The sequence below is a fragment of the Pseudomonas sp. LG1D9 genome, from assembly GCF_002949995.1.
GTDB lineage: Bacteria > Pseudomonadota > Gammaproteobacteria > Pseudomonadales > Pseudomonadaceae > Aquipseudomonas > Aquipseudomonas proteolytica.
In genome coordinates this window covers 5,013,565-5,037,836 of the sequence record NZ_CP026881.1, presented here as the reverse complement: position 1 = coordinate 5,037,836, position 24,272 = coordinate 5,013,565, and the positions used below count along the sequence as shown (strand labels likewise).

At 59.8% G+C, this 24,272-nt stretch carries 2 protein-coding genes; both read left to right on the top strand.

The features are described 5' to 3' along the window. The first annotated feature begins 141 nt into the window (after positions 1 to 141). Positions 142 to 12,465 (top strand): non-ribosomal peptide synthetase, encoded by a 12,324-nt coding sequence (locus tag C5F71_RS23370; RefSeq protein ID WP_104912062.1) that lies wholly within the window; start codon positions 142 to 144, stop codon positions 12,463 to 12,465. Next, entirely contained in the window at positions 12,465 to 24,272 is an 11,808-nt protein-coding gene (locus C5F71_RS23365) for a non-ribosomal peptide synthetase (protein WP_104912061.1), read from the top strand. Before C5F71_RS23370 ends, C5F71_RS23365 begins: the two co-directional genes overlap by 1 nt.

The following is a 24,272-nucleotide window of genomic DNA, read 5'->3' as shown; positions in this document are numbered from 1 at the left end:
GGCAAGCCCGCTCGCCACGGACAATCTCCAGCAACCACAGACAAGCTCCCTAGCCACAGGCCATTGCGCCTAAATCTCATCGATCGATCTTCGTCTTCCTGACACAGCTTATTTCCTCTGCCGACGGCGACGAGATCGATCATGAACCAATTGAACCAACTTCCCGACGACGACCTGCTGGCCCTGTTGCTGGCCGATGAAGCCGGCGCCGGGCAGTCCATCCAGAGCCTCGCCGGGCATGACCCGGTACCGCTGTCGTTCGCCCAGCAGCGCCTGTGGTTCCTGCAACAATTCGATCCCCAGAGCCATGCCTACAACCTGCCACGGGCGATTGCCCTCAAGGGCCCGGTGGACGCGCGCGCCCTGAAAGCGGCCCTGAATCGGGTGATCGATCGCCACGACATCCTGCGCACGGCCTTTCGCGACACCGACGGCACACCCCTGCAAGTCATCGAACCCGGCGCGCGCCTGACCCTGCTGGAAGAGGACCTGAGCACCCTGGATAACCAGCAGCGCGACCTGCAACTGCAACAGCGCATCCGCCAGCACGCCACCCAACCTTTCGACCTGCGCCAGGCGCCGCTGATTCGCAGCACCCTGCTCAAACAGGCCGAGCAGGACTATGTGCTGCTGCTCAACATGCATCACATTGTCTCGGACGCATGGTCCAATCCGATCCTGATCCACGACCTGGCCAGCGCCCTGCGCGAACCGGGCCAGGCCCTGCCGCGCCCGGCCATCCAGTACGCCGATTACGCCCAGTGGCAGCGCCAGGACTACCCGCTGACGCCGCAACACAGCTTAGCTGCGCAGTATTGGAAAGCCTGCCTGGGCGACGAGATCCCCACCCTGGAGCTACCCCGCGAGCGCCTGGAACAACACGCAGGCGCCGGCCATCATGGGCACGCGCTGCCCGCCCTGTTGAGCGAGCGCCTGCAGACTTTTTGCCAGCAACAGGGCCTGACACCCTTCGTGGTGCTCCTGGGTGCCTGGCAGCTGCTGCTGGGGCGCTACAGCGGCCAAGTCGACTTCACCGTCGGCGTGCCCAACGCCACCCGCAACCAGGCGCAGATCCAGGACCTGGTGGGCTTTTTTGTCAGCAGCCAGGTGTATCGCGCGCGACTGGCGCCCGAACAAACCTGCAGCGCGTTCCTCCAGGGCCTGCGCCAGCAATCCCTCGCTGCCCTGGAACATGCCGACTACCCCATCGAGCTGATCCTCGAAGACCTGCACCTGCAACGCAGCCCCCAGGCCAACCCGCTGTTCCAGACCCTGTTCAACTGGCGTGTCGGCGCCGTGCAGGAGGCGGCCCTGCACCTGGGCCCGCTGCAATTGAGTTTTATGGAAAGCCACCCGCTGCAGGCCAAGTTCGACCTGTCGCTGGATGTGGAATACAGCCAGCAGCAGATCACTGCGCATTTTGAATACGACGCCGCTTGCTTCGCCCCGGCGACCATCGCCACCCTGGCCGGGCACTTCCAGAACCTGGTGCAGGCGATGCTCGAGCAGCCCCAGGCACGGATCGGCGAACTGCCGATGCTCAGCGCCGAGGAGCGTGGCCAGCAGTTGGCGCAGTGGAATGCCACGGCGGTCCATTACCCCAACGCCGCACCGGTGCATGTCTTGTTCGCGGAACAAGCCGAACACCTGCCCCATGCCGTTGCCGTGGAGTTCGGCGAGCAGCAACTGACCCTGGACCAGCTCAACCGCCGCGCCAACCAACTGGCCCATAAGCTGCTGGAACTGGGCGTCGGCCCCAATACCTGCGTGGGCCTTGGCCTGGAACGCAGCCTGGAAATGGTGATCGCCCTGCTGGCCGTGCTCAAGGCCGGCGGCGCCTATGTCCCGCTGGACCCGGCCTACCCCGCCGACCGCCTGGCCTACATGATCAATGACAGCGGCATCGACCTGCTGCTGACCCAAAGCAGCCTGGCATTGCCCGTCCCGGACCGCCTGCCGTCCCTGAGCCTGGACCAGGACAGCGACTGGCTGGAAGGCTATGACAGCGCCAACCCACCGGTCACGGTCAGCGCCGATCACCTGGCGTACATGATCTACACCTCCGGCTCCACCGGGCAGCCCAAGGGTGTGCAAGTGCGCCATGGCGCCCTGACCAATCATATGCTGTGGATGCAGGGCGAATTGGGCTTGAGCGCTGCGGACCGGGTCTTGCAAAAAACCGCCTTCAGCTTCGACGCCTCGGTGTGGGAATTCTGGCTGCCATTGCTCAACGGTGCGCAGTTGGTCCTCGCGTCCAGCGAGCTGTCCGCAGACCTGTCGATGCTCTGGTCGCAAGTGGCCGCCCAGCGCATCAGCGTGTTGCAAATGGCCCCTTCGCTGCTGCAAGCCTTGCTGGCCGATGAACAGGGCGCGCAGATGCAATCCTTGCGTTTGCTGCTGCTCGGCGGCGAAGCCCTGGGCACCCCGTTGGTGGCACAATTGCGCGAGCGCTGGAACGGCCGCCTGTGCAACCTCTACGGCCCAACCGAAGCCACCATCGACACCACGTTGTTTGATGTCGACCGCCTGCCAGAGGGCGCCATCGCCCCTATCGGCCGCCCCATCGCCAACGTGCGCACCTACCTGCTCGATCATGACCTGCAGTTGTGCCCGGTGGGCACCCACGCCGAGCTGCTGATCGGCGGCGACTCCCTGGCGCAGGGCTACCACCAGCGCCCGGGCCTGACCGCCGAACGCTTTATTCCCGACCCGTTTGCCGGCAATGGCGCGCGCCTGTATCGCAGCGGCGACCTGACCCGCTACCGCGCCGATGGGGTCATCGACTACATCGGGCGCATCGACCATCAGGTCAAAATCCGCGGTTTGCGCATCGAACTGGGGGAAATTGAAGCGCAACTGCTGCAACACCAGACGGTGCGCGAAGCCGTGGTCATCGCCCACCCAGCCCCGGGCGGCGCGCAGTTGGTGGGCTATGTGGTGCCAACAGAACCGGCAACGGACATCACTCGTCAGGACGCCTTGCGCGACACCCTCAAGGCCCACCTCGGCGAACACCTGCCGGACTACATGGTCCCCGGCCACCTGCTGATCCTGGCGCAATTGCCCCTGACTCCCAACGGCAAGCTCGACCGCAAGGCCCTGCCGGCCCCCGATGCCAACCAGGCCCTGCACGCCTACGTGGCCCCGCAAAACGAAGTGCAACAACGCATCGCAGGCATCTGGCAAGACGTGCTCAAACTGGAAAAAATCGGTCTGAACGACAACTTCTTCGAACTGGGCGGCGACTCCATCATCTCTATCCAGGTCGTCAGCCGCGCGCGCCAGGCCGGCATCCACTTCACCCCCAAGGACCTGTTCCAACACCAGACCATCCAGGGCCTGGCCAGCGTGGCGAAAAACCAGGGCCAGGGCCTGGCGATCGACCAGGGCCCGGTCACGGGTTTGGCACCGCTGCTACCGATCCAACACCTGTTCTTCGACACCGACATCCCCGAGCGTCACCACTGGAACCAGTCCGTGCTGCTCAAACCCGCCACAACCCTGGACCCGCACCTACTGGAACAGGCCCTCAACGCCCTGATCCAACACCACGACGCATTGCGCCTGCGCTTCACCCAGGCCGACTCTGGCTGGAACGCTGAATACCGCCCGCAGACCGCGTCGGTGCTGTGGCAAACCCGCATCGACGACGCCACACAGTTGCAATCTTTGGGCGACGAAGCCCAACGCAGCCTCGACCTGCAACATGGGCCGCTACTGCGGGCGGTGCTGGTGGGTCTGAAGGACGGCAGCCAGCGGTTGCTGTTGGCCATTCACCACCTGGTGGTGGATGGGGTGTCGTGGCGGATTTTGTTTGATGATTTGCAGATGGCTTATCGGCAGGTGCAAGCGGGTCAAGGTTTCTCCTTACCGGAGAAAACCAGCGCCTATAAAGCCTGGGGCCAGCGGTTGCTGGACTACGGTCAAAGTGCCGAACTACAAGGACAGATCGCCTATTGGCAACAACTGGCCGACGGCTGCGCCGAACTGCCGGTGATACGCGCTGACGCCAGCCTGAAGAAAGCAGACAGTCAGACCGTCAATACCCATCTCAATCAGGATCTGACCCGACGTCTGCTGCAAGATGCCCCGAGCGCCTACCGCACACAGATCAACGATCTGTTGCTCGCTGCACTGGCACGGGTCATCAGCCGCTGGACCGCCCAGCCACAGGTGCTGATCCAACTCGAAGGCCATGGCCGCGAAACCTTGTTCGACGACATCGACCTGACCCGCACCGTGGGCTGGTTTACCACGGTGTACCCGGTGCGCTTGACACCCCAGTCCGACCACGGCACCACGATCAAACAGATCAAGGAGCAATTGCGCAGCATCCCGAACAAGGGCCTGGACTTCGGTGTCCTGCGCTACCTGGGCAACCCCGAGACGCGGCAAGTGTTACAGGCGCTGCCAGTGCCGCGCATCACCTTCAATTACCTGGGCCAGTTCGACACCAGCTTCAACGCCAACGACGATGCCCTCTTTGCTCCAGCCCCTGAAAGCAGCGGTGCTGAACACAGCCCAGAGGCACCGCTGAGTAACTGGTTGACCCTCAACGGCCAGGTGTACGACGGCGAACTGAGCCTGGGCTGGACCTTTAGTGCGCAGATGTTCGAACCTGCACGCATGCAAGCCCTGGCCGATGACTACGCCGAGGAACTGGCACAACTGATCGAGCATTGCTGCGCTCCACATAACCGTGGTGTAACGCCTTCAGACTTCCCCCTCGCCCACCTCGACCAAGCGCAATTGGACGCGCTGCCAGTAGCCGTCACACAGATCGACGACATCTACCCGCTGGCGCCGATGCAGCAGGGCATGCTGTTCCATTCGCTCTACGAGCAAAACGTGGGCGCCTACGTCAACCAGATGCGCCTGAACGTTACCGGCCTCGACCCGCAAGGCTTGCGTGACGCCTGGCAACAGGCGATGGACGCCCACGATATCCTGCGTACCTCGTTTGTCTGGCAAGGTGAGCTGCAACAACCGGTACAAGTGGTCCATAAGCAATTGACACTGCCCATGGTCTGCCACGACTGGCAGCAACGCGCAGACCTGCAACCGGCACTGGATAAGCTGGCCCGGGAGCGTCTGCAACAGCGTTTCGACCTGGCTCGTGCGCCGCTACTGGACGTGCAGGTGATTCAGACCGGGGAAGCCCAGCATCATCTGATCTACACCGTACACCACATCCTGATGGACGGCTGGAGCAACTCCCAACTCATGGGCGAGATCCTCCAACGCTACGCCGGCCAGACCTTGCCGGCCAGAATGGGGCGCTACCGCGACTACATCGCCTGGCTGCAACGCCAGGACAGCAGCGCCAGCCAAACCTGGTGGGCAGCTCAACTGGCGACACTGCAAGAGCCCACCCGCCTTGCCAGCAGCCTGGTCAGCGTACCTACCACCGCCACCGGCCACGGTAACCATTACCAGCACTTCGGTATCGTCGAGACCCGTTACTTCAACGAGTTTGCCCGTCGTCAGAAAGTCACCCTCAACACTCTGCTGCAAGGCGCCTGGCTGCTCCTGTTGCATCACTACACTGGACAGGACAGCCTGTGCTTCGGCGCCACCGTCGCCGGGCGCCCGACAGAAATCGCCGGTATCGAGCAGCAAGTCGGACTGTTCATCAATACCCTGCCGGTGATTGCCACGGTCAACCCGCAAACCCGGGTCGATCAATGGCTACAGGCCGTGCAAACGCAGAACCTGTCGTTGCGCGAACACGAACATACCTCGCTGGCTGATATTCAACGCTGGGCCGGGCACAACGGCGAAGCGTTATTCGACACGCTGTTGGTGTTCGAAAACTACCCGATCGCCGATGCTCTTGAACAACAGGCCCCCAAAGGTCTGGAGTTTGGCCACGTCGACACCTACGAGCAGACCAACTACCCGCTGACTCTGGCCGTGAATGCCGGGGAAACCCTGTCACTGCACTACAGCTTTGCCCACGACGCCTTCAGCGAAGCCGTGATCGAACGGATGGCGCAGCACCTGCACAACCTGCTATTGCGCCTCACCGAACGGCCGGACCGAGCCATCGGCGAGCTGAACTTGCTGGACGACAGCGAACGCGCGCAGGTTGTGCATCGCTGGAACGATACCGCCAGGCACTACCCGCTGGAACGGCCGGTACAGGCGCTGATCGAACACCAGGTCGAGCAGACTCCCGACGCGCCGGCCCTGATATACGCAGATGTTCGTCTCAGCTACGCCCAACTCAACGCCCGGGCCAACCAACTGGCCCATCATCTGATCGCCCTGGGCGTGGGCCCGGACCGGCTAGTGGGGATTGCGCTCGAGCGCAGCGTGGAAATGGTCGTTGGCTTGCTCGCCATCCTCAAGGCGGGCGGGGCCTATGTGCCGCTGGATCCTGAGTATCCGACTGATCGCCTGGCCTACATGATCGACGACAGTGGTATCGACCTGCTGCTGACCCAACAATCGCTGCTCAGCACCCTGCCATTGCCAGCAACGCTCCATACCTTGTGCCTGGATACCCTGGCACTGGATGCCTTGCCGGACACCAACCCAGGTATTAGCGTGGCAGCGGAAAACCTCGCCTACGTGATCTACACCTCGGGTTCTACCGGCAAACCCAAAGGTGCCGGCAACCGCCACAGTGCCCTGACCAACCGACTGTGCTGGATGCAACAAGCCTATGGGTTGAGCGGCGGCGACACCGTGCTGCAAAAAACCCCGTTTAGCTTTGATGTATCGGTGTGGGAGTTTTTCTGGCCCTTGATGACCGGTGCCCGCCTTGCCGTGGCCGGTCCTGGGGATCATCGTGACCCGCAAAAACTGGTGCAATTGATCACCGAGCATCAGGTGACGACCCTGCATTTCGTACCGTCGATGCTGCAAGCCTTCCTGCAGGACGATAGCAGTGAGCGCTGCACCGGCCTGACCCGGATTATCTGCAGCGGCGAGGCCTTGCAGGTGGATACGCAACAACAGGTGTTCGCCCGCCTGCCGGGTGCCCGCCTATACAACTTGTATGGTCCCACTGAAGCTGCCATCGACGTCACGCACTGGACCTGCCGCGAGGAACAGGCTCACACCGTACCGATCGGTCAGCCCATCGCCAACCTCAGCACGTTTGTTCTCAACAGCGATCTGGCCCCATTACCGGTGGGATTGGTGGGCGAGTTATACCTGGGCGGTGAAGGCTTGGCCCGTGGTTACCACCGCCGTGCGGGCATGACTGCCGAGCGCTTTGTTGCCAGCCCCTTTACCAAAGGCCAGCGCCTGTATCGCACCGGCGACCTGGCGCGGCAGCGAGCCGATGGCGTGATCGAGTACATCGGCCGTGTCGACCATCAGGTGAAGATTCGTGGTCTGCGCATTGAGTTGGGAGAAATCGAGGCACGCCTGCTGGAGCAGGACGAGGTTCGTGAGGCCGCCGTGCTGGCGGTGGACAGCGGTCGCGGCCTGCAACTGGTCGGCTACGTGGTACCAAGCGCCAACGCCAACGAAGCACTGCGCGACACCCTCAGGCACACCCTCAAGGAGCACCTGCCGGACTATATGGTCCCGGCACTCTGGGTGTTCCTCGATGCCCTGCCGCTGAGCCCCAACGGCAAGCTGGACCGCAAGGCCCTGCCGGCACCAGATGCCAGCCAGGTGCAGGTCCGGTACGTTGCCCCGCAGAGCGAGTTGGAACAGCAAATCGCCAATATCTGGCAAGACGTGCTGAAGGTACAGAATGTCGGCCTGACCGATAACTTCTTCGAACTGGGTGGCGATTCGATCATCTCCATTCAGGTGGTCAGTCGAGCGCGGCAGGCCGGCATTCAGTTCAGCCCCAAGGAACTGTTCGAAGCCCAGACCGTGCAACAACTGGCCACCCTGGCCCGCACCGGCACGCCCGCGCAGGAAATCGATCAACAACCGCTCACCGGGCCGACACCGCTGCTGCCGGTACAGCAGGCATTTTTCCAGCGGGCGATTCCCGAGCGTCACCACTGGAATCAGGCGGTACTGCTATCGGCCCACGCACCATTGCAGGCCGATGCGCTTGAACAGGCGCTGCAGGCCCTCCTCCTCCATCATGACGGCTTGCGCCTGAGCTTCAGCGCAAACACCGCAGGTTGGCAGGCCAACTATCGTTCAGTGGCGCAACAGCAGCAGGACTGGCAACAGGCTCCTGCCCTGCAACAAGCCAGCACCCGCACCACCACGGAACTGGAAGAACTGTGCAACCAGGTCCAGGCCAGTCTCGATCTGAGCCAAGGCCCCTTGCTGCAGGCAGTACTGGTGACCCTGGCCGATAACAGCCAGCGCCTGCTCCTGGTAGCCCACCATTTGGTGATCGATGGCGTGTCGTGGCGCATCCTGTTGGAAGACTTGCAGACCGCTTACCAGCAAGCCTGCGCAGGGCAGATCATCAGCCTGCCGGTAAAAACCCACTCAAGCAAAACCTGGGCCGAGCATCTGCAACGCCATGCCACCCAGGGTAGCCTGGCGGGAGAGCTCGCTTACTGGCAGGCCCAGTTGAAAGATGCCCAGGGCACGCTGCCCGGTGCTCGTTGCGACGCCAGCCTGGAAAACCGTCATGGACATAGCGTCAATACCCGGCTGGACAAGGCCCTTACCCGGCAGTTGCTGCAAGAAGCTCCCGCCGCCTACCGCACCCAGATCAATGACCTGCTGCTGACGGCGCTGGCACGGGTGATCAGTCGCTGGACCCACCACCCACAGTGCTTGATCCAGCTTGAAGGCCATGGCCGTGAAGAGCTGTTCGAACCCGTGGACCTGACGCGCACCGTAGGCTGGTTCACTAGCCTGTTCCCGGTGGCGCTGGCGCCTGTTGCCGATGACCTGGGGGCGTCGATCAAGCAGATCAAGGAACAACTGCGGGCCATCCCCAACAAAGGAATCGGCTTTGGCGCCTTGCGCTATCTGGGGGATGCCCAGGCCCGCGAACGCTTGGCCGCCCTGCCTGAGCCGCGCGTTACCTTCAACTACCTGGGCCAGTTCGATGGCAGCTTCAGCGCCGATGAACAGGCGCTGTTCAGCCCGGCCGGCGAAGGTACTGGTGCCGAGCAAAGCCCCGAGGCGCCGCTGGGCAATTGGTTGACGCTCAACGGCCAGATTTACGCCGGCGAGTTGAGCCTGAACTGGCTGTTCAGCCGTGAGATGTTCGACGATGCCACCATCCAGCACCTGGCTGATGACTACGCTGCTGAGCTGCGCGCCCTCGTCGCCCATTGCATTGATCCGGCCCACCGCGGCCTGACGCCCTCGGATGTGCCTCTGGCGACAATTGGCCAGGCACAGCTGGATCGCTTGCCCATACCTGCCGCGCAGATCGCTGACCTCTATCCGTTGTCGCCGATGCAGCAGGGTATGTTGTTTCATAGCTTGTATGAACAAGGGACCGGGACCGGCAACTACATCAACCAACTGCGCGTGGATATCGATGGGCTCGACCCGCAACGCTTCCAACAAGCCTGGCAAGCGGCGATGGATAACCACGACATCCTGCGCACCGGTTTTGTCTGGCAAGGGCTTGAGCACCCATTGCAATGGGTGCTCAAGCAAGCGCAGGTACCGTTCACCGTATACGCCTTGGGCAGCCACGATGCACCGCAACTCGACGCGCTGGCCCTGGCCGAATTGCAGCGGCCGTTCGAACTGGATCAAGCGCCGTTATTGCGCCTGGTTCTGGTACAGACCGGCGCCGAGCGCTATCACCTGATCTACACCGTTCATCACATCCTGATGGACGGCTGGAGCAACTCTCAGCTCATGGGCCAGGTGTTACAGCATTACAGCGGGCAAGTCGTAACCGCCAATACCGGGCGCTATCGCGACTACATTGCCTGGCTGCAACAGCAAGACAGCGCCGCTAGCCAGCGCTTCTGGCAAGAGCAGCTGCGCGACCTGGAGTCGCCGACCCTGCTCGGTCAAAGCGTGGCGCAAGTACCTGGAGAAGGCCATGGCGAATACCGCAAGGTCATTGACCCTGCCACTACCGAGCGCCTCAACACCTTTGCCCGCCAACAGAAAGTGACCACCAACACCCTGGTGCAAGCGGCGTGGCTACTCCTGTTGCAGCGTTACACCGGCCAAGCCACGGTGTGCTTCGGGGCCACCGTGGCCGGGCGCCCGGCACAGCTCAACGGCGTAGAGCAACAGATCGGTCTGTTCATCAACACCCTGCCCGTGGCCGCCAGCCCGCGCCCCGAGCAAAGCGTTGCGCAGTGGCTGCAGCAGGTCCAGGCACAGAACCTGTCCTTGCGTGAGCACGAACACACACCCCTGTTCGAAACCCAACGCCAGGCAGGTGTGGGCGGCGAAAGCCTGTTCGACAACATCCTGGTGTTCGAAAACTACCCAATCTCCGAAGCGCTGGAGCAAGGCGCACCGCAGGGTCTGCGTTTTGGTCCGGTGCATAGCCACGAACAAACCAACTACCCATTGACCTTGAGTGTGGGCCTGGGCGCCAGCCTGACTCTGCAATACAGCTATGTGCGGGCGAATTTCAGCGATGCGCTGATCGAGCAGATCGCCCGCCACATGGATCAACTGTTGAACGGTTTGATGAACAATGCCGAGCGCGCACTGGGCTCGTTGAACCTGCTGGACAAGGCCGAACAAACCCTGATCCTCAATACATGGAACAGTGCCCCACTGTCGGTTGCCGATGAACAGTGTATTCACCACCTGATCGACCGTCAGACCCAGGCAACCCCAGGGCAATTGGCGCTGATTGACGGTGATCAACACCTGAGCTATCAGCAACTGGACCAGCGCGCCAACCGCCTGGCCCACAAGCTGATTGAGCTGGGGGTAGGCCCGGAAGTGCGAGTCGGCGTGGCCATGCCACGTACCAGCGACCTGCTGGTAGCGTTGCTGGCGGTACTCAAGGCCGGCGGCACTTATGTGCCGCTGGACCCCGACTACCCGGCCGACCGCGTGGCCTACATGCTCGAAGACAGTCGCGCGCGCCTGCTGCTGGTTGGCCAACAGCTACCGGATGAATTGCGTGCCAACGCCACCACTCAAGTGCTGACCATCGAGCCCGGTGATGCCTGGCTGGCCGGTTACAGCGGGCAGCAGCCTGTCACTACGGTAACCCCCGAGAACCTGGCCTACGTGATCTACACCTCGGGTTCCACTGGCCTGCCCAAAGGCGTGGCCATTGCCCATCGCAACGTTTCAGCCCTGGTTCGCTGGTCTGCACAGGTGTACTCACGCGACGACCTGCAAGGGGTGCTGGCCTCGACCTCGATCTGTTTCGACCTGTCGGTGTGGGAGCTGTTCGTGACCCTGGCCTGCGGTGGCTCTATCGTCCTGGCGCGTAATGCGCTGGAACTGCCAACCCTGCCAGCACGCGATCAGGTGCGCCTGATCAATACCGTGCCGTCGGCGATCAATGCTTTGCAGCGCGCCGGGCAAATCCCCGACAGCGTGCGCATCATCAACCTCGCCGGTGAACCACTGAAGCAGGCACTGGTGGATACGCTCTACGCACAGACCAGCGTTGCCCACATCTACGACCTCTACGGCCCTTCAGAGGACACCACCTACTCCACCTGGACCCGCCGCGAAGTCGCAGGCTCGGCCAACATCGGCCGCCCGGTCGGCAATACCGCCAGCTATCTGCTCACCCAGGATCTGCAACCCGCTCCCCTGGGCGTTGCGGCCGAGCTGTATCTGGCCGGTGCCGGCATCACCCAGGGCTACCTGGGCCGTGCAGCGCTGACTGCTGAAAAGTTCGTGCCCAACCCGTTCTCAGGGAGTGGCGAGCGCCTCTACCGCACCAGCGACCTGACCCGCTACCGCCAGGATGGGGTGATTGAATACATCGGTCGCATCGACCACCAGGTGAAAATCCGCGGGTTCCGTATCGAGCTGGGCGAAATCGAAAGCCGCCTGCTGCAACACCCTGAGGTGCGCGAAGCCGTGGTACTGGCCCAGGAGCATCTGGACGGCCAGCAACTGGTGGCGTACCTCGTCACCCGGCAGTCGCTCCCAGACGCAGCAGCCCAGGATCAACTGCGCACGCTGATCAAGGCCCGGCTCCAGGAAAACCTGCCGGCCTACATGGTTCCTGCGCACCTGCTGTTCCTCGATCAAATACCCCTAACGCCCAACGGCAAACTGGATCGCAAAGCCTTGCCAACGCCTGAGGCCGTCCAGTCGCAACGCGCCTTTATCGCCCCCCAGACCCCGTTGCAACAACAGATGGCGGATATCTGGCAACAAGTCCTGGAACTGGAGCGCGTGGGCCTGGACGACAACTTCTTTGAACTGGGCGGGCATTCCCTGCTGGTCGTGCGCGTGGTCTCACGCGCCCAACTGGAGCTGGGCATGCAACTGACCCCACAACAACTCTTTCAATTCCCCACCCTGGGCGCTTTCGTCAGTGAACTGCAAAGCAGCGGTGGGCAATTCGATACCGAAAAATTGAGCAAGCTCGAAGCGCTGCTTGACGATATGGAGCAACTGTAATGGACAAGAGCGTCGCCACCCGAATCGCCAAGCGTTTCATCACCCTGCCCCTGGACAAGCGCAAGCTGTACCTGGAAAAGATGCTGGCCGAAGGCGTCTCGCCCGCCAACCTGCCGATCCCCGAAGTGCGCAGCGAATTCGAGGTGATCCCGCTGTCGTTTGCCCAGGAGCGCCAATGGTTCCTCTGGCAACTGGACCCCACCAGCGCCGCCTACCACATCCCCACCGCCCTGCGCCTGCGCGGCGTGCTGGACGTGCCCGCACTGGAACACGCCTTCAACGCCCTGGTGGCGCGTCATGAAAGCCTGCGCACCACCTTCCAGCAAATCGATGAGCGCGCGGTGCAAGTCATTGCCCCTCACATGCCCCTCGCGGTGGAATTAGTCCGCCTAGACACACACCTGAGTGAAAGCGAACAGCAGCAGCAGATCAAAGACTTCGTCGAACACGAAACCCAGCAACCCTTCGACCTGCACAACGGCCCACTGCTGCGAGTCAAGTTGCTACACCTGGCCAACGATGACCACGTACTGGTACTGACTCAACACCACATCGTCTCCGATGGCGCCTCCATGCAAGTCATGGTCAGCGAACTGGTGCAGGTTTACGGCGCCTTCGTCCGGGGACAGGACATCACCCTGGCGCCGCTGCAGATCCAGTACGCCGACTACGCCATCTGGCAACGACACTGGATGGAAGCGGGCGAGCGCGAGCGGCAACTGGCGTACTGGAACCAGCAGTTGGGCGGGGAACAGCCGGTACTGGAATTACCGACGGACTATCCGCGGCCGGCGGTGCAGAGTTTTCGTGGGGCACAGTGCTCATTTGAGCTGAGCGATGCACTGGGAACAGGCATCAAACAATTGGCTCAACAGCACAATGTCACTCCGTTCATGGTCCTACTGGCCTCGTTTCAGGCCTTGCTTCATCGTTACAGCCGACAAACGGACATCCGGGTGGGGGTGCCAACCGCCAATCGCAACCGCGTCGAGAGCGAGGGGCTGATCGGCTTTTTCGTCAATACCCAGGTGCTCAAGGCGGACATCTCACCCCTCGGCCCCTTCAGCGAATTGCTCGCCCAAGTCAAACAAACATCCCTTGACGCCCAGGCTTACCAGGAGTTGCCCTTCGAACAACTCGTCGAAGCACTCCATCCAGAGCGCAGCCTGAGCCATAGCCCGCTGTTTCAGGTGATGTTCAACCATCAGAAGGCTAGCGTCACCGATCATGATGAGCGCAGCCGTCAACTTTCCGGTTTGATGATGGAAGGACTGAGCTGGGAAAACCCGACCGCACAATTTGACCTGACCTTGACTGCGCTAGAAACCCCACAAGGGTTCTGCGGGTCCTTCACCTACGCCACCGACTTATTCCAACCCGCCACTATCGAACGCATGAGCCGCCACTGGCAATGCCTGCTGACGGCGGTCGTGGCCAACCCCCTGCAATCTGTCGCTCAGCTGCCAATGCTCGACACTGCAGAACAGCAGCTAATACTTGAGAAATGGAACAGAAGTTCCGTCGACTACCCCCGCGAACTGCGGGTTCACCAGCTAATCGAAAACCAGGCCAAACTCTCACCCAACTCCAGTGCATTGGTATTCGCAGAGCAACGACTGACCTACCAACAGCTCAACAGCCGCGCCAACCGCCTGGCAGGCAGGTTGATCGAACTGGGTGTCGGGCCAGACGTACTGGTAGGCATCGCCGTCGAGCGCAGCGTGGAGATGATTATCGGGTTGCTGGCTGTGCTTAAGGCCGGCGGCGCATATGTGCCACTTGATCCTAGCTATCCCGAAGACCGCCTGGCTTACATGATGCAGGACAGTGGGATCGCCTTGCTGCTGACCCAGAGTTTCGTGCTACCCCGGATGCCTGTTCCCAATGGTGTTCAGGCGTTGAATCTGGATCAGGCACAAAACTGGCTGGAAAATTATCCCGACGTCAATCCACGACAACCCCTCTTTGCGGAGCATTTGGCTTACGTAATCTACACCTCTGGTTCGACGGGCAAGCCAAAAGGCGTGATGGTGTCTCACGGAGCCTTGAGCAATTTCGTCACCAGCATGTCGCGATTACCCGGGGTTTCCAGTCAAGACCGAGTCTTGTCGCTGACAACATTCTCGTTTGATATTTTTGGCCTGGAAATCTATGTGCCGCTCTCCGTTGGCGCCCTCGTGACGTTGACCGGCCAGGCGATCAATCAAGACCCTGACTCGTTGCTCAAGCTGGTGCACGAAGAAGAGATAACGGTTCTGCAAGCCACCCCCTCTACCTGGCGAATGCTGCTCGACAGCCCCGACAGTCTGGTGCTGCAGGGCTGCAAGCTGTTCTGCGGGGGCGAAGCGCTGCCTGAAGAACTCGCGCAACGTATGCTCGTGTTGTCGGATCAGGTATGGAACCTCTACGGCCCCACGGAAACAACCATCTGGTCCGCTCTCCACGCTCTGGATCGAACACATACCCAACCTTACCTCGGCCGTCCAATTGCAAATACCGCACTGTTTTTGCTGGATGATGACCTGTGTGCAGTACCTATAGGCGTAGGCGCCGAGCTGTTGATCGGCGGAGAAGGCCTGGCTCGCGGCTACTTCCAGCGACCGGCGCTGACTGCAGAACGCTTCGTGCCTAATCCATTTGGGGCTCCGGGAGCACGCCTGTATCGCACTGGGGACCTGACCCGATACCGTAACGACGGTGTAGTTGAATACATCAGCCGCCTCGATCATCAGGTGAAAATTCGCGGCTTTCGAATTGAATTGGGTGAGATCGAAGCGAGATTACTTGAGCATCCAGAGGTACGCGAAGCCACTGTACTAGCACAAGAAGGTCCGGGGGGGACACAACTGGTAGCGTACCTCGTCCCCCATTCACTACGGGTTGAAAGTGAACTGCGTCAAATCCTCAAGCTGCATCTCAAACAGAGCCTGGCGGACTATATGGTCCCGCCTCACTGGATGTTCTTACCCGCACTGCCACTGACTCCCAACGGCAAGCTTGATCGCAAAGCCCTGCCTCACCCGGATGCCGATCAACTGCGCAAAACCTACATTGCGCCGCAAAATGATATCGAGCGCACGGTGGCCAATATCTGGGCAGAAGTGCTGAAGATCGATCAGGTCGGTATGACGGATGACTTCTTCGAACTAGGCGGACACTCATTACTTGCGACTCAGGTGATATCGCGGGTCCGGCAGGCTCTCAAGTGCGATGTCGCCCTGAAAAGTCTGTTTGAACACAGTGAGCTGCAGGCGTTCGTGCAAGCGTTTAAGACATCGTCTAGTGTGCATGTCCCGCTGGTAGCACAAGAACGCAGTACCTCCCTGCCATTGTCATATGCTCAGGAACGTCAGTGGTTCCTTTGGCAACTGGCCCCTGATAGTGCTGCCTACCATATTCCGGCAGCCCTGCGCCTCAAAGGTGATCTCGACGTCCCAGCTCTGGAGCGTAGTTTCAGCTCGCTAATCGAACGTCATGAGACCTTGCGCACCCGTTTTCTCCTTGAAGGCGAACAGGCCGTCCAAGTCATCGCTCAGGCGACACCTTTGAGCATAACCCTGGACACGCTGGCACCCACCGATGAGCTAGAACAAGCGATCAAGAAGTATGTTGAAACACAGACTGAAAAATTGTTTGACCTACAATCAGGTCCTCTCCTGCGAGTGAAACTGCTGCAACTAGCTACGGACGACCACGTGCTGGTTATCGTTCAACACCACATCGTTTCCGATGCCTGGTCTATGCAAGTCATGGTGCGGGAGCTGATTGAGCTATACACCGGCCATATTCAGGGTCTGAATGTTGCGTTGCCGGCATTGCCAGTGCAGTACGCCGACTACGCGATCTGGCAGCGCCAGTGGATGGATGCTGGTGAACGCGAGCGTCAACTCGCATATTGGTCACAACAACTGGGAGGCGAACAAACACTGCTGGAACTGCCTCTAGACAGTCCACGCCCGCTCGAACAGAGCTTTCGTGGCGCGAAGGTGGAGTTCTCCTTATCCGACTCACTGAGTCTGTCGCTCAAACAGCTCGCCCAGCAATTAAACGTGACACCGTTCATGCTGCTGTTAGCCTCGTTCCAGGCGCTGCTGCATCGCTATAGCCGACAAACCGAGATATGTGTCGGAGTGCCTATCGCCAACCGCAATCGCCTGGAAACTGAAGGGCTCATCGGTTTCTTCGTCAACACTCAAGTACTTAAAGCCAATGTGAATGGTCAATTACCATTCAGTGAGTTTTTGCAACAGGTCAAGCACACGGCATTGCAGGCACAAACGCATCAGGACCTGCCTTTCGAGCACTTGGTCGAGGCGCTGCGCCCGGAACGCACCCTGAGTCACAGCCCATTATTCCAGGTGTTGTTCAATCATCAGAACAGCGGACAACCATCCAAGGAACACCTGACGAAACTCTCCGTTGAGAGCCTGAAATGGGAGACCCGGACTGCACAGTTTGATCTGACCCTCAATACCTTCGAGTCAGTTAATGGTTTTTCCGCTGCCCTGACTTACGCCACCGACCTGTTTGAGCGGGCAACCATCGAACGTATGGTCAAACACTGGCAAACGTTGTTGCAGAGTATTATCAAATCGCCCCAACAGCGTATCGCTGAGTTGGCACTACACAGTGCTGACGAGCTGCAGCAGACGCTTGAAGAATGGAACCCACGTGTCACGCAATATCCTGAGACTGGTTGTCTGCATCAGCTCATCGAAGGTCATGCCACACGTGCGCCGCACGCCATAGCACTGACGCTGGGCACACGCCAGTTAACCTACGAACAACTCAACACACGCGCGAATCAGTTGGCCCATCAACTGATCGAGCAGGGTGTAGGTCCCGAAGTGATGGTGGGACTGGCTAGTGAAAGAAGCCTGGAGATGGTCATCGGTTTGCTGGCGATTCTCAAGGCAGGCGGTGCCTATGTGCCTCTAGATCCAGCCTATCCGAATGATCGACTCGCTTACATGATCCAAGATAGTGGCCTGGCACTAGTACTTATGCAGGCCTCCCTGATTGAACAGCTACCGGTGCCGTCCAATGTACGCATCCTTCTGCTGGAGTCCGACAAGAAAAATCACTACAGCGTGGAGAACCCACGGGTCCCGGTAGAGGCAGAGAGTCTCGCCTACGTCATCTACACCTCGGGGTCGACTGGTCACCCAAAGGGCGCTCTGCTTGCCCATCAGAATGTTCTGCGACTCTTCAGCGCCTGCGAGAAAGAGTTTTCCTTCGACGCCCAGGATGTTTGGAGCCTTTTTCACTCCTACGCCTTCGATTTTTCGGTGTGGGAGATTTTTGGTGCTCTATTGTACGGAGGCCGGCTGGTTATCGTGCCCCATGAAGTCAGCCGCTCACCGGAAGACTTCTACACATTGTTGTGCGAAGAGCAGGTGAGCGTACTTAACCAGACACCTTCGGCGTTCAAGCAACTCATGCACAGTGTCTGTGCAACGCCGCACTCAGACAAAAAGCTGGCACTACGCTACGTCATATTTGGTGGTGAGGCGTTGGAGATTCAGAGCCTACGCCCTTGGTTCGAACTGTTCGGCGATAGCTCACCGCAATTGATCAACATGTATGGCATTACCGAAACCACGGTACACGTGACCTACCGACCGCTCAGCCTGGCCGACCTATCGAGCGACGCCACCAGCCCCATCGGGCGGCCACTGAATGATTTATCATGGTATTTGCTGGACGCCGACCTCAATCCTGTAGCCCAAGGGTGCGTCGGAGAGCTATATGTAGGCGGCGCAGGTTTGGCACGTGGTTACCTCAACCGAACAGACCTGAGCGCAACCCGTTTTATCGCCGACCCATTTTCCCGCAGCGGCGCGCGCCTCTACCGCACCGGAGATCTGGCCCGATACCGAACGGACGGGGTAATCGAATATATCGGGCGCATTGACCATCAGGTAAAGATTCGCGGGTTCCGTATTGAGCTTGGAGAAATCGAAGCCGTTCTGTCGAATCTGGAGGCCGTGCGCCAAGTCGTCGTCTTGGCGCAAAAGGGCCAAAGCGGACAGGCGCAGCTCGTTGCCTATATCGTCCCAGACCAAATCACAACCCAAGACAGCATGCGCGAAACTATCAAGGCGCATCTGAAAGAGCACCTGCCCGATTACATGGTGCCAAGCCACCTGCTGTTCCTGCCACACTTGCCGCTGACGGCCAACGGTAAACTCGACCGTAACGCCCTGCCCTCACCAGATACCGGCCTGCTGCAACAAACCTACATCGCACCTCAAAGCGAGATGGAGCAACGCATCGCTGCCATTTGGCAGGATGTCCTCAAGCTCGAAAAGATCGGCATGAACGATAACTTCTTCGAGCTGGGCGGAGACTCGATCATTTCCATTCAGGTAGTCAGTCGTGCCCGCCAGGCAGGAATTGGTTTTACCCCAAAAGAACTGTTCCAGCATCAGACCATCGAGGGCTTGGCTAGGGTAGCAAAGGCTGGCACACAGGCTGTATCAGTCGACCAAGGAGCCGTCAGCGGAACAGCACTACTGTTACCAATTCAACATATGTTCTTCGAGACTGAGATACCAGAGCGCCATCATTGGAACCAGTCCGTGCTGCTAAAACCGAGCACAATGCTTCAGGCTGGTTTACTGGAGCGCGCCTTGCACGCTCTGATCCAGCATCACGATGCATTGCGACTGATCTTCCGGGAAAGCGACCATGGCTGGCAGGCAAGTTTCCAAGCCAGTGGCGAAGTTCCGGCCGTCGTTCAACAGATTACCGCCCACGATAGCGATGAGATTGCTCGGCTGTGCACCGACGCGCAGCGTAGCCTGGACCTGGCCAATGGTCCTATGCTGCGCGCGCTTTTAATTAATCTGGACGATGGTGGTCAACGTTTGCTGTTGGCAGTTCATCACTTAGTGATCGACGGTGTTTCCTGGCGCATCCTGTTCGAGGATCTGCAAACCATCTACCAACAATTGCAAGCCGCACAACCACTGACATTGCCCAAAAAAACCAGCTCGGTGCAAACCTGGAGCGAGCGACTAAGCAATCATGCCCATAGCGATGCCTTGCGTCAGCAACTGTCCTACTGGCAGGAACAATTGCGTGATGCCTTCGTTGCCCTACCCTGCGATGATAGTGCCGGTAGCCTGGAGCGTTCTCATGGCCGTGGTGTACAAACGCGATTGGACGCTCGACTCACCCGTCAATTGCTGCAAGATGCCCCGGCTGCATATCGGACTCAGATCAATGATCTGTTACTTACAGCGCTGGCCCGCGTCATTGCACGATGGACCGGGCGTCCCGACTGCGTGATCCAACTCGAAGGCCATGGTCGTGAAGATCTGTTTGATGATGTCGACCTGACCCGTACTGTCGGTTGGTTCACCAGTGTTTTCCCGGTAAAACTCTCTACGACCAGCGATTTGGGAGAGTCCATTACCCATGTCAAAGAACAGTTACGCCGCATTCCTGACAAGGGTATTGGCTACGCCACACTACGTTATCTGGGCGATGACCATGCACGCCAAACACTGAGCGCACTGCCCGTTCCGCGACTCACCTTCAACTACTTGGGTCAGTTCGACAGCAGCTTTGACCATGCTAACGACGCGATTTTCGCACCCTGCGACGACAGCGCTGGTGCCGAACGCAGTCCGCAGGCCCCGCTGGACAACTGGTTGAGCATCAACGGCCAAGTGTATGGCGGTGAATTAAGTCTTAACTGGGGCTTTAGCGCCCAGATGTTCAAGGAAAGCACTATCCAGCACCTGGCGGATGAATACGCTAGCGAACTTAAAGCCCTCATTGAGCACTGCTGCGATGGCCACTATTCGGGCGTGACACCATCAGACTTCGCACTCGCCGCGCTCAGTCAGCAGCACCTGAATACGCTTCCTGTAGCCTCGCAAGACGTCGAGGACATCTATCCGCTCTCTCCTATGCAACAGGGGATTTTGTTCCATACGCAAGAGTCTGCGCAGGTTGCGCTCTACATCAACCAGATGTCGGTACCCGTTGAAGGCCTGGACAGTAGCCGTTTCATCAGCGCCTGGAACAGCGTAATCCAGCACCATGAGATCCTGCGAACGGGTTTCTGGTCCTCCAGCGATCTGGCTGAACCGCTGCAAATTGTCTACCGCAAGGCCCGATTGCCCGTTCAGATCATTGATTGGCAGAATCGAGCCGTCACGCCGCAAGACCTTGAACAGTTAGCCAGGGATGACCTAGGCAAAGGCTTTGATTTATTACACGCACCGCTGGTCAGGCTGACATTGATCAAGCTCGGTGAGCAGCGAATGCATCTTATCTGGACCAGCCATCATATTCTGATGGACGGCTGGAGTAGTTCGCGACTGCTGGGTGAAGTGTTCCAAATCTACAATGGCCAAACTCCAGCGGCTAAGCGAGGCAGTTACCGCGATTACATCCAGTGGCTGAGAAATCAGTCCCTGATTGATCTGGAAACTTTCTGGAGAGGCAAGCTGGAAGGGTTCAGTGGTTCGACGAATCTGGCAAACAGCATCGTCCCGCGTGCGCCATCAGATCTCCAAGGTCATGCGGCGCTATACATGATTTGGAATGCGGATCGAACCCAGTATCTGCGTGAGTGCGCGCAGCGCCTGCGCGTTACGCCCAACACGCTGATCCAGGCTACGTGGCTGATGCTCTTGCAGCGCTATACCGGGCAAGCCACCGTCTGTTTTGGCGCCACCGTCGCCGGTAGGCCAGCAAGTCTGCCCGGCGCTGATGAAATGCTCGGGCTGTTCATCAACACCCTTCCCATCATTCAAACTCCAAACCCACAAGCCTCTGCGCGACAGTGGCTACAAGCATTGCAAAACTACAACTTGGAAATACGCGACCACGAACACGCCTCTCTCGCCGACGTTCAGCGCTGGTCGGGTCAGGGTGGAACGCCACTCTTCGACAGCATTGTCGTGTTCGAGAACTATCCGGTGGATGAACGCCTGCAAGAGGCAGAGCACAACCAGTTACGTTTCGGCGAAATCAGCACCCGCGACGTCACTAACTTTGCAATGGACCTGGCCATCAACCTCGGCAATACGCTGACCATCGAGTTCCTGTACCTGCGCAACCGCTTCACCCCAGAAGCGACCGAGCAAATCCGCACAAGCTTCGAAACCTTGCTGTGCGCCATGCTCGACAACCCCGACGCAACCCTCGGCAGCCTGGCCATGCTCAGCAACAACGAGCAGCAACGCCTCAACCAACGCAACATACTGGCCCCTTTGCAGGAAACGGCGCCGTTGCTGGCCGAGGTCATCCGAAGCCACGCAGCAGCCACACCAGGCGCCGTCGCAGTGGTATGTGCCGACGCTCAGTTGACCTATGGAGAACTGGAGTCCCGCGCCAACCGCCTGGCCCATTACCTGATTGCCCAGGGAATAGGTCCGGAAAGTTTTGTCGGGATTGCCTTGGAGCGCTCGGTTGACGTCATCGTCGCGTTCTACGCGGTCATGAAAACCGGAGGCGCTTATGTGCCGCTGGACATCGACTATCCCCAGGAACGCGTGCAGTGGATCGTCGAAGACTCGGCCATGAGTTTGTTGATCACCCACGAGAGTTTGCATTCGCGCTTCAATCAACCATGGGCTCCGGCACTGATCGCGCTCGACGGCCTGAGCCTGGACAGTCAGCCCGACCACTGCCCTGCCAGCGCCGTACTGGATGACAACCTTGCCTACCTGATCTACACCTCAGGTTCCACCGGCAAGCCCAAAGGCGTGGCGGTCAGCCATGGGCAGATCCGCATGCATTGCCAGGCCATTGCCCGGCGCTACGACATGGACGCCAACACCCGCGAGTTACTGTTTATGTCGTTTGCCTTCGACGGTGCCCAGGAGCGTTGGCTCTCGACGTTGGCCAGCGGCGCTCGCCTGGTGGTGCGCGACAATCGCCTGTGGACCGCAGAAGAAACCTGGCACGCGCTGCACCAGCATGCCATCAGCATCGCTTGCTTCCCGCCAGCCTATCTGCAGCAACTCGCAGAGTTCGCCCAGACTCAGGAGCAGGCGCCGCCACCGGTACGCATCTACTGCTTTGGCGGTGATGCGGTGGCCGACGCCAACTTCGAACTGGTCAAGCGTGCCCTCAAGCCGCAGTACTTGACTAACGGTTACGGTCCGACTGAAACCGTGGTGACCCCACTGCTGTGGAAAGTCCCGGTAGACGCCGTGTGTGGCGCGGTTTATGCGCCGATCGGCGAGCGTGTCGGAGAACGTACTCTCTATGTGCTGGACGATGCCCTCAATGCCGTGCCGGATGGAGTGGCCGGTGAGTTGTATATCGGCGGCGAAGGTGTGGCGCGCGGCTATCACCAGCGCCCGGGATTGAGCGCAGAGCGTTTTGTCGCTGACCCCTTCTCCACTACCGGCGCACGCCTGTACCGCACCGGCGACTTGGTGCGCCAACGAGCCGACGGAGTGATTGATTACCTGGGGCGCCTGGATAATCAGGTGAAGATCCGAGGATTCCGTATTGAACTGGGAGAAATCGAAGCACGTTTACGCGACCTCTCAGGCGTTCAGGATGCTGTGGTGGTTGCCCGGGAAACTGCCGGAGGCAAACAGCTGATCGGTTATGTGGTCGCCAGCGAAGTCGCCGGCCTCGGTGAGCGCCTGCGTGGCGAACTGCAACAGGATCTGCCGGACTATATGGTGCCGGTGCAAATCCTCGTGCTAGAGAGCTTCCCGCTCAACCCGAACGGCAAGCTGGATCGCCAGGCCCTGCCCGACCCGGACTTCAAGGGACGCGAATTCATCGCCCCGCGCAACGCACTGGAAAAAGCCTTGGCAGTGATCTGGCAAGAGGTGTTGGAGGTAGAGCAAGTCGGGGTCACCGACAACTTCTTCGAACTGGGCGGCGACTCGCTTCGGGTGCTTAAAGTGCTGTCCAAAGTACGCAGTCAACCGGAGCTGGGGCTGAGCCTCAAGCTGCGCGACATGATGGGCAAACCGACCATTGCCGAACTGTCGGGCTACGCTGCGGGCGAACAGAACCTGGACCCACTGTTGCTGCTCAACAATCGGGTGGCCAATGCCGCGCCGCTGTTCTGCCTGCACGCCGGTTTCGGCACGGTGTTCGACTACGAGCCATTGGCCCGGCGCCTGGACGGCCAGCGCAGTGTCTATGGCCTGCAATGCCGGATGCTGCTGGACCGCGATTGGGAGGATGAATCCTTGCAGGCCATGGCCATCGACTATGCACAGTACATCCGGCAGAAACAGGCCGATGGTCCGTACCACCTGCTGGGCTGGTCCCTCGGTGGTCCATTGGCGTTGCTGGTGGCGCAGGAGCTGGAAAGCCAGGGCCAGGTCGTGGAGTTTGTGGGGTTGGTCGATGCCTTCACCCCGACCAAGGGCCAAGCGCAGCCTGAACACGACTGGAGCGATGACTTACGCGGTTTCCTCGCGGTCATCTTCGATGTGGCTGGCGAGCGTTTGCCGGCGATTGAAATTCCGGCGGGCAGCGACATTGCACGCTTGGAACAGTTGATCGCATCGGTGCAGAGCAATGTCGCTGGCGACTCGGCATACAGCAGCATCAGCACCGAAGAATTGGCCCACACGTTTATCGTGGCGATGAAACTCAAGGCGTTGTCCGAACAATTGCAGGTACTACCAGATACCGGCTGCCGTCCTCATTGCTGGTGGGCCAGCACGCCGCAAGCGGACTTCATCAGCCCGGTGCCTGGTGCTCAGAGCGACGAACTGATTACCGCCGGTCACTACGACATCCTGAAAAACCCGGACTGGCTCCATGACCTCCTGCAACAATTGCCGCAAAACGAAGCCGTGACCAACTGA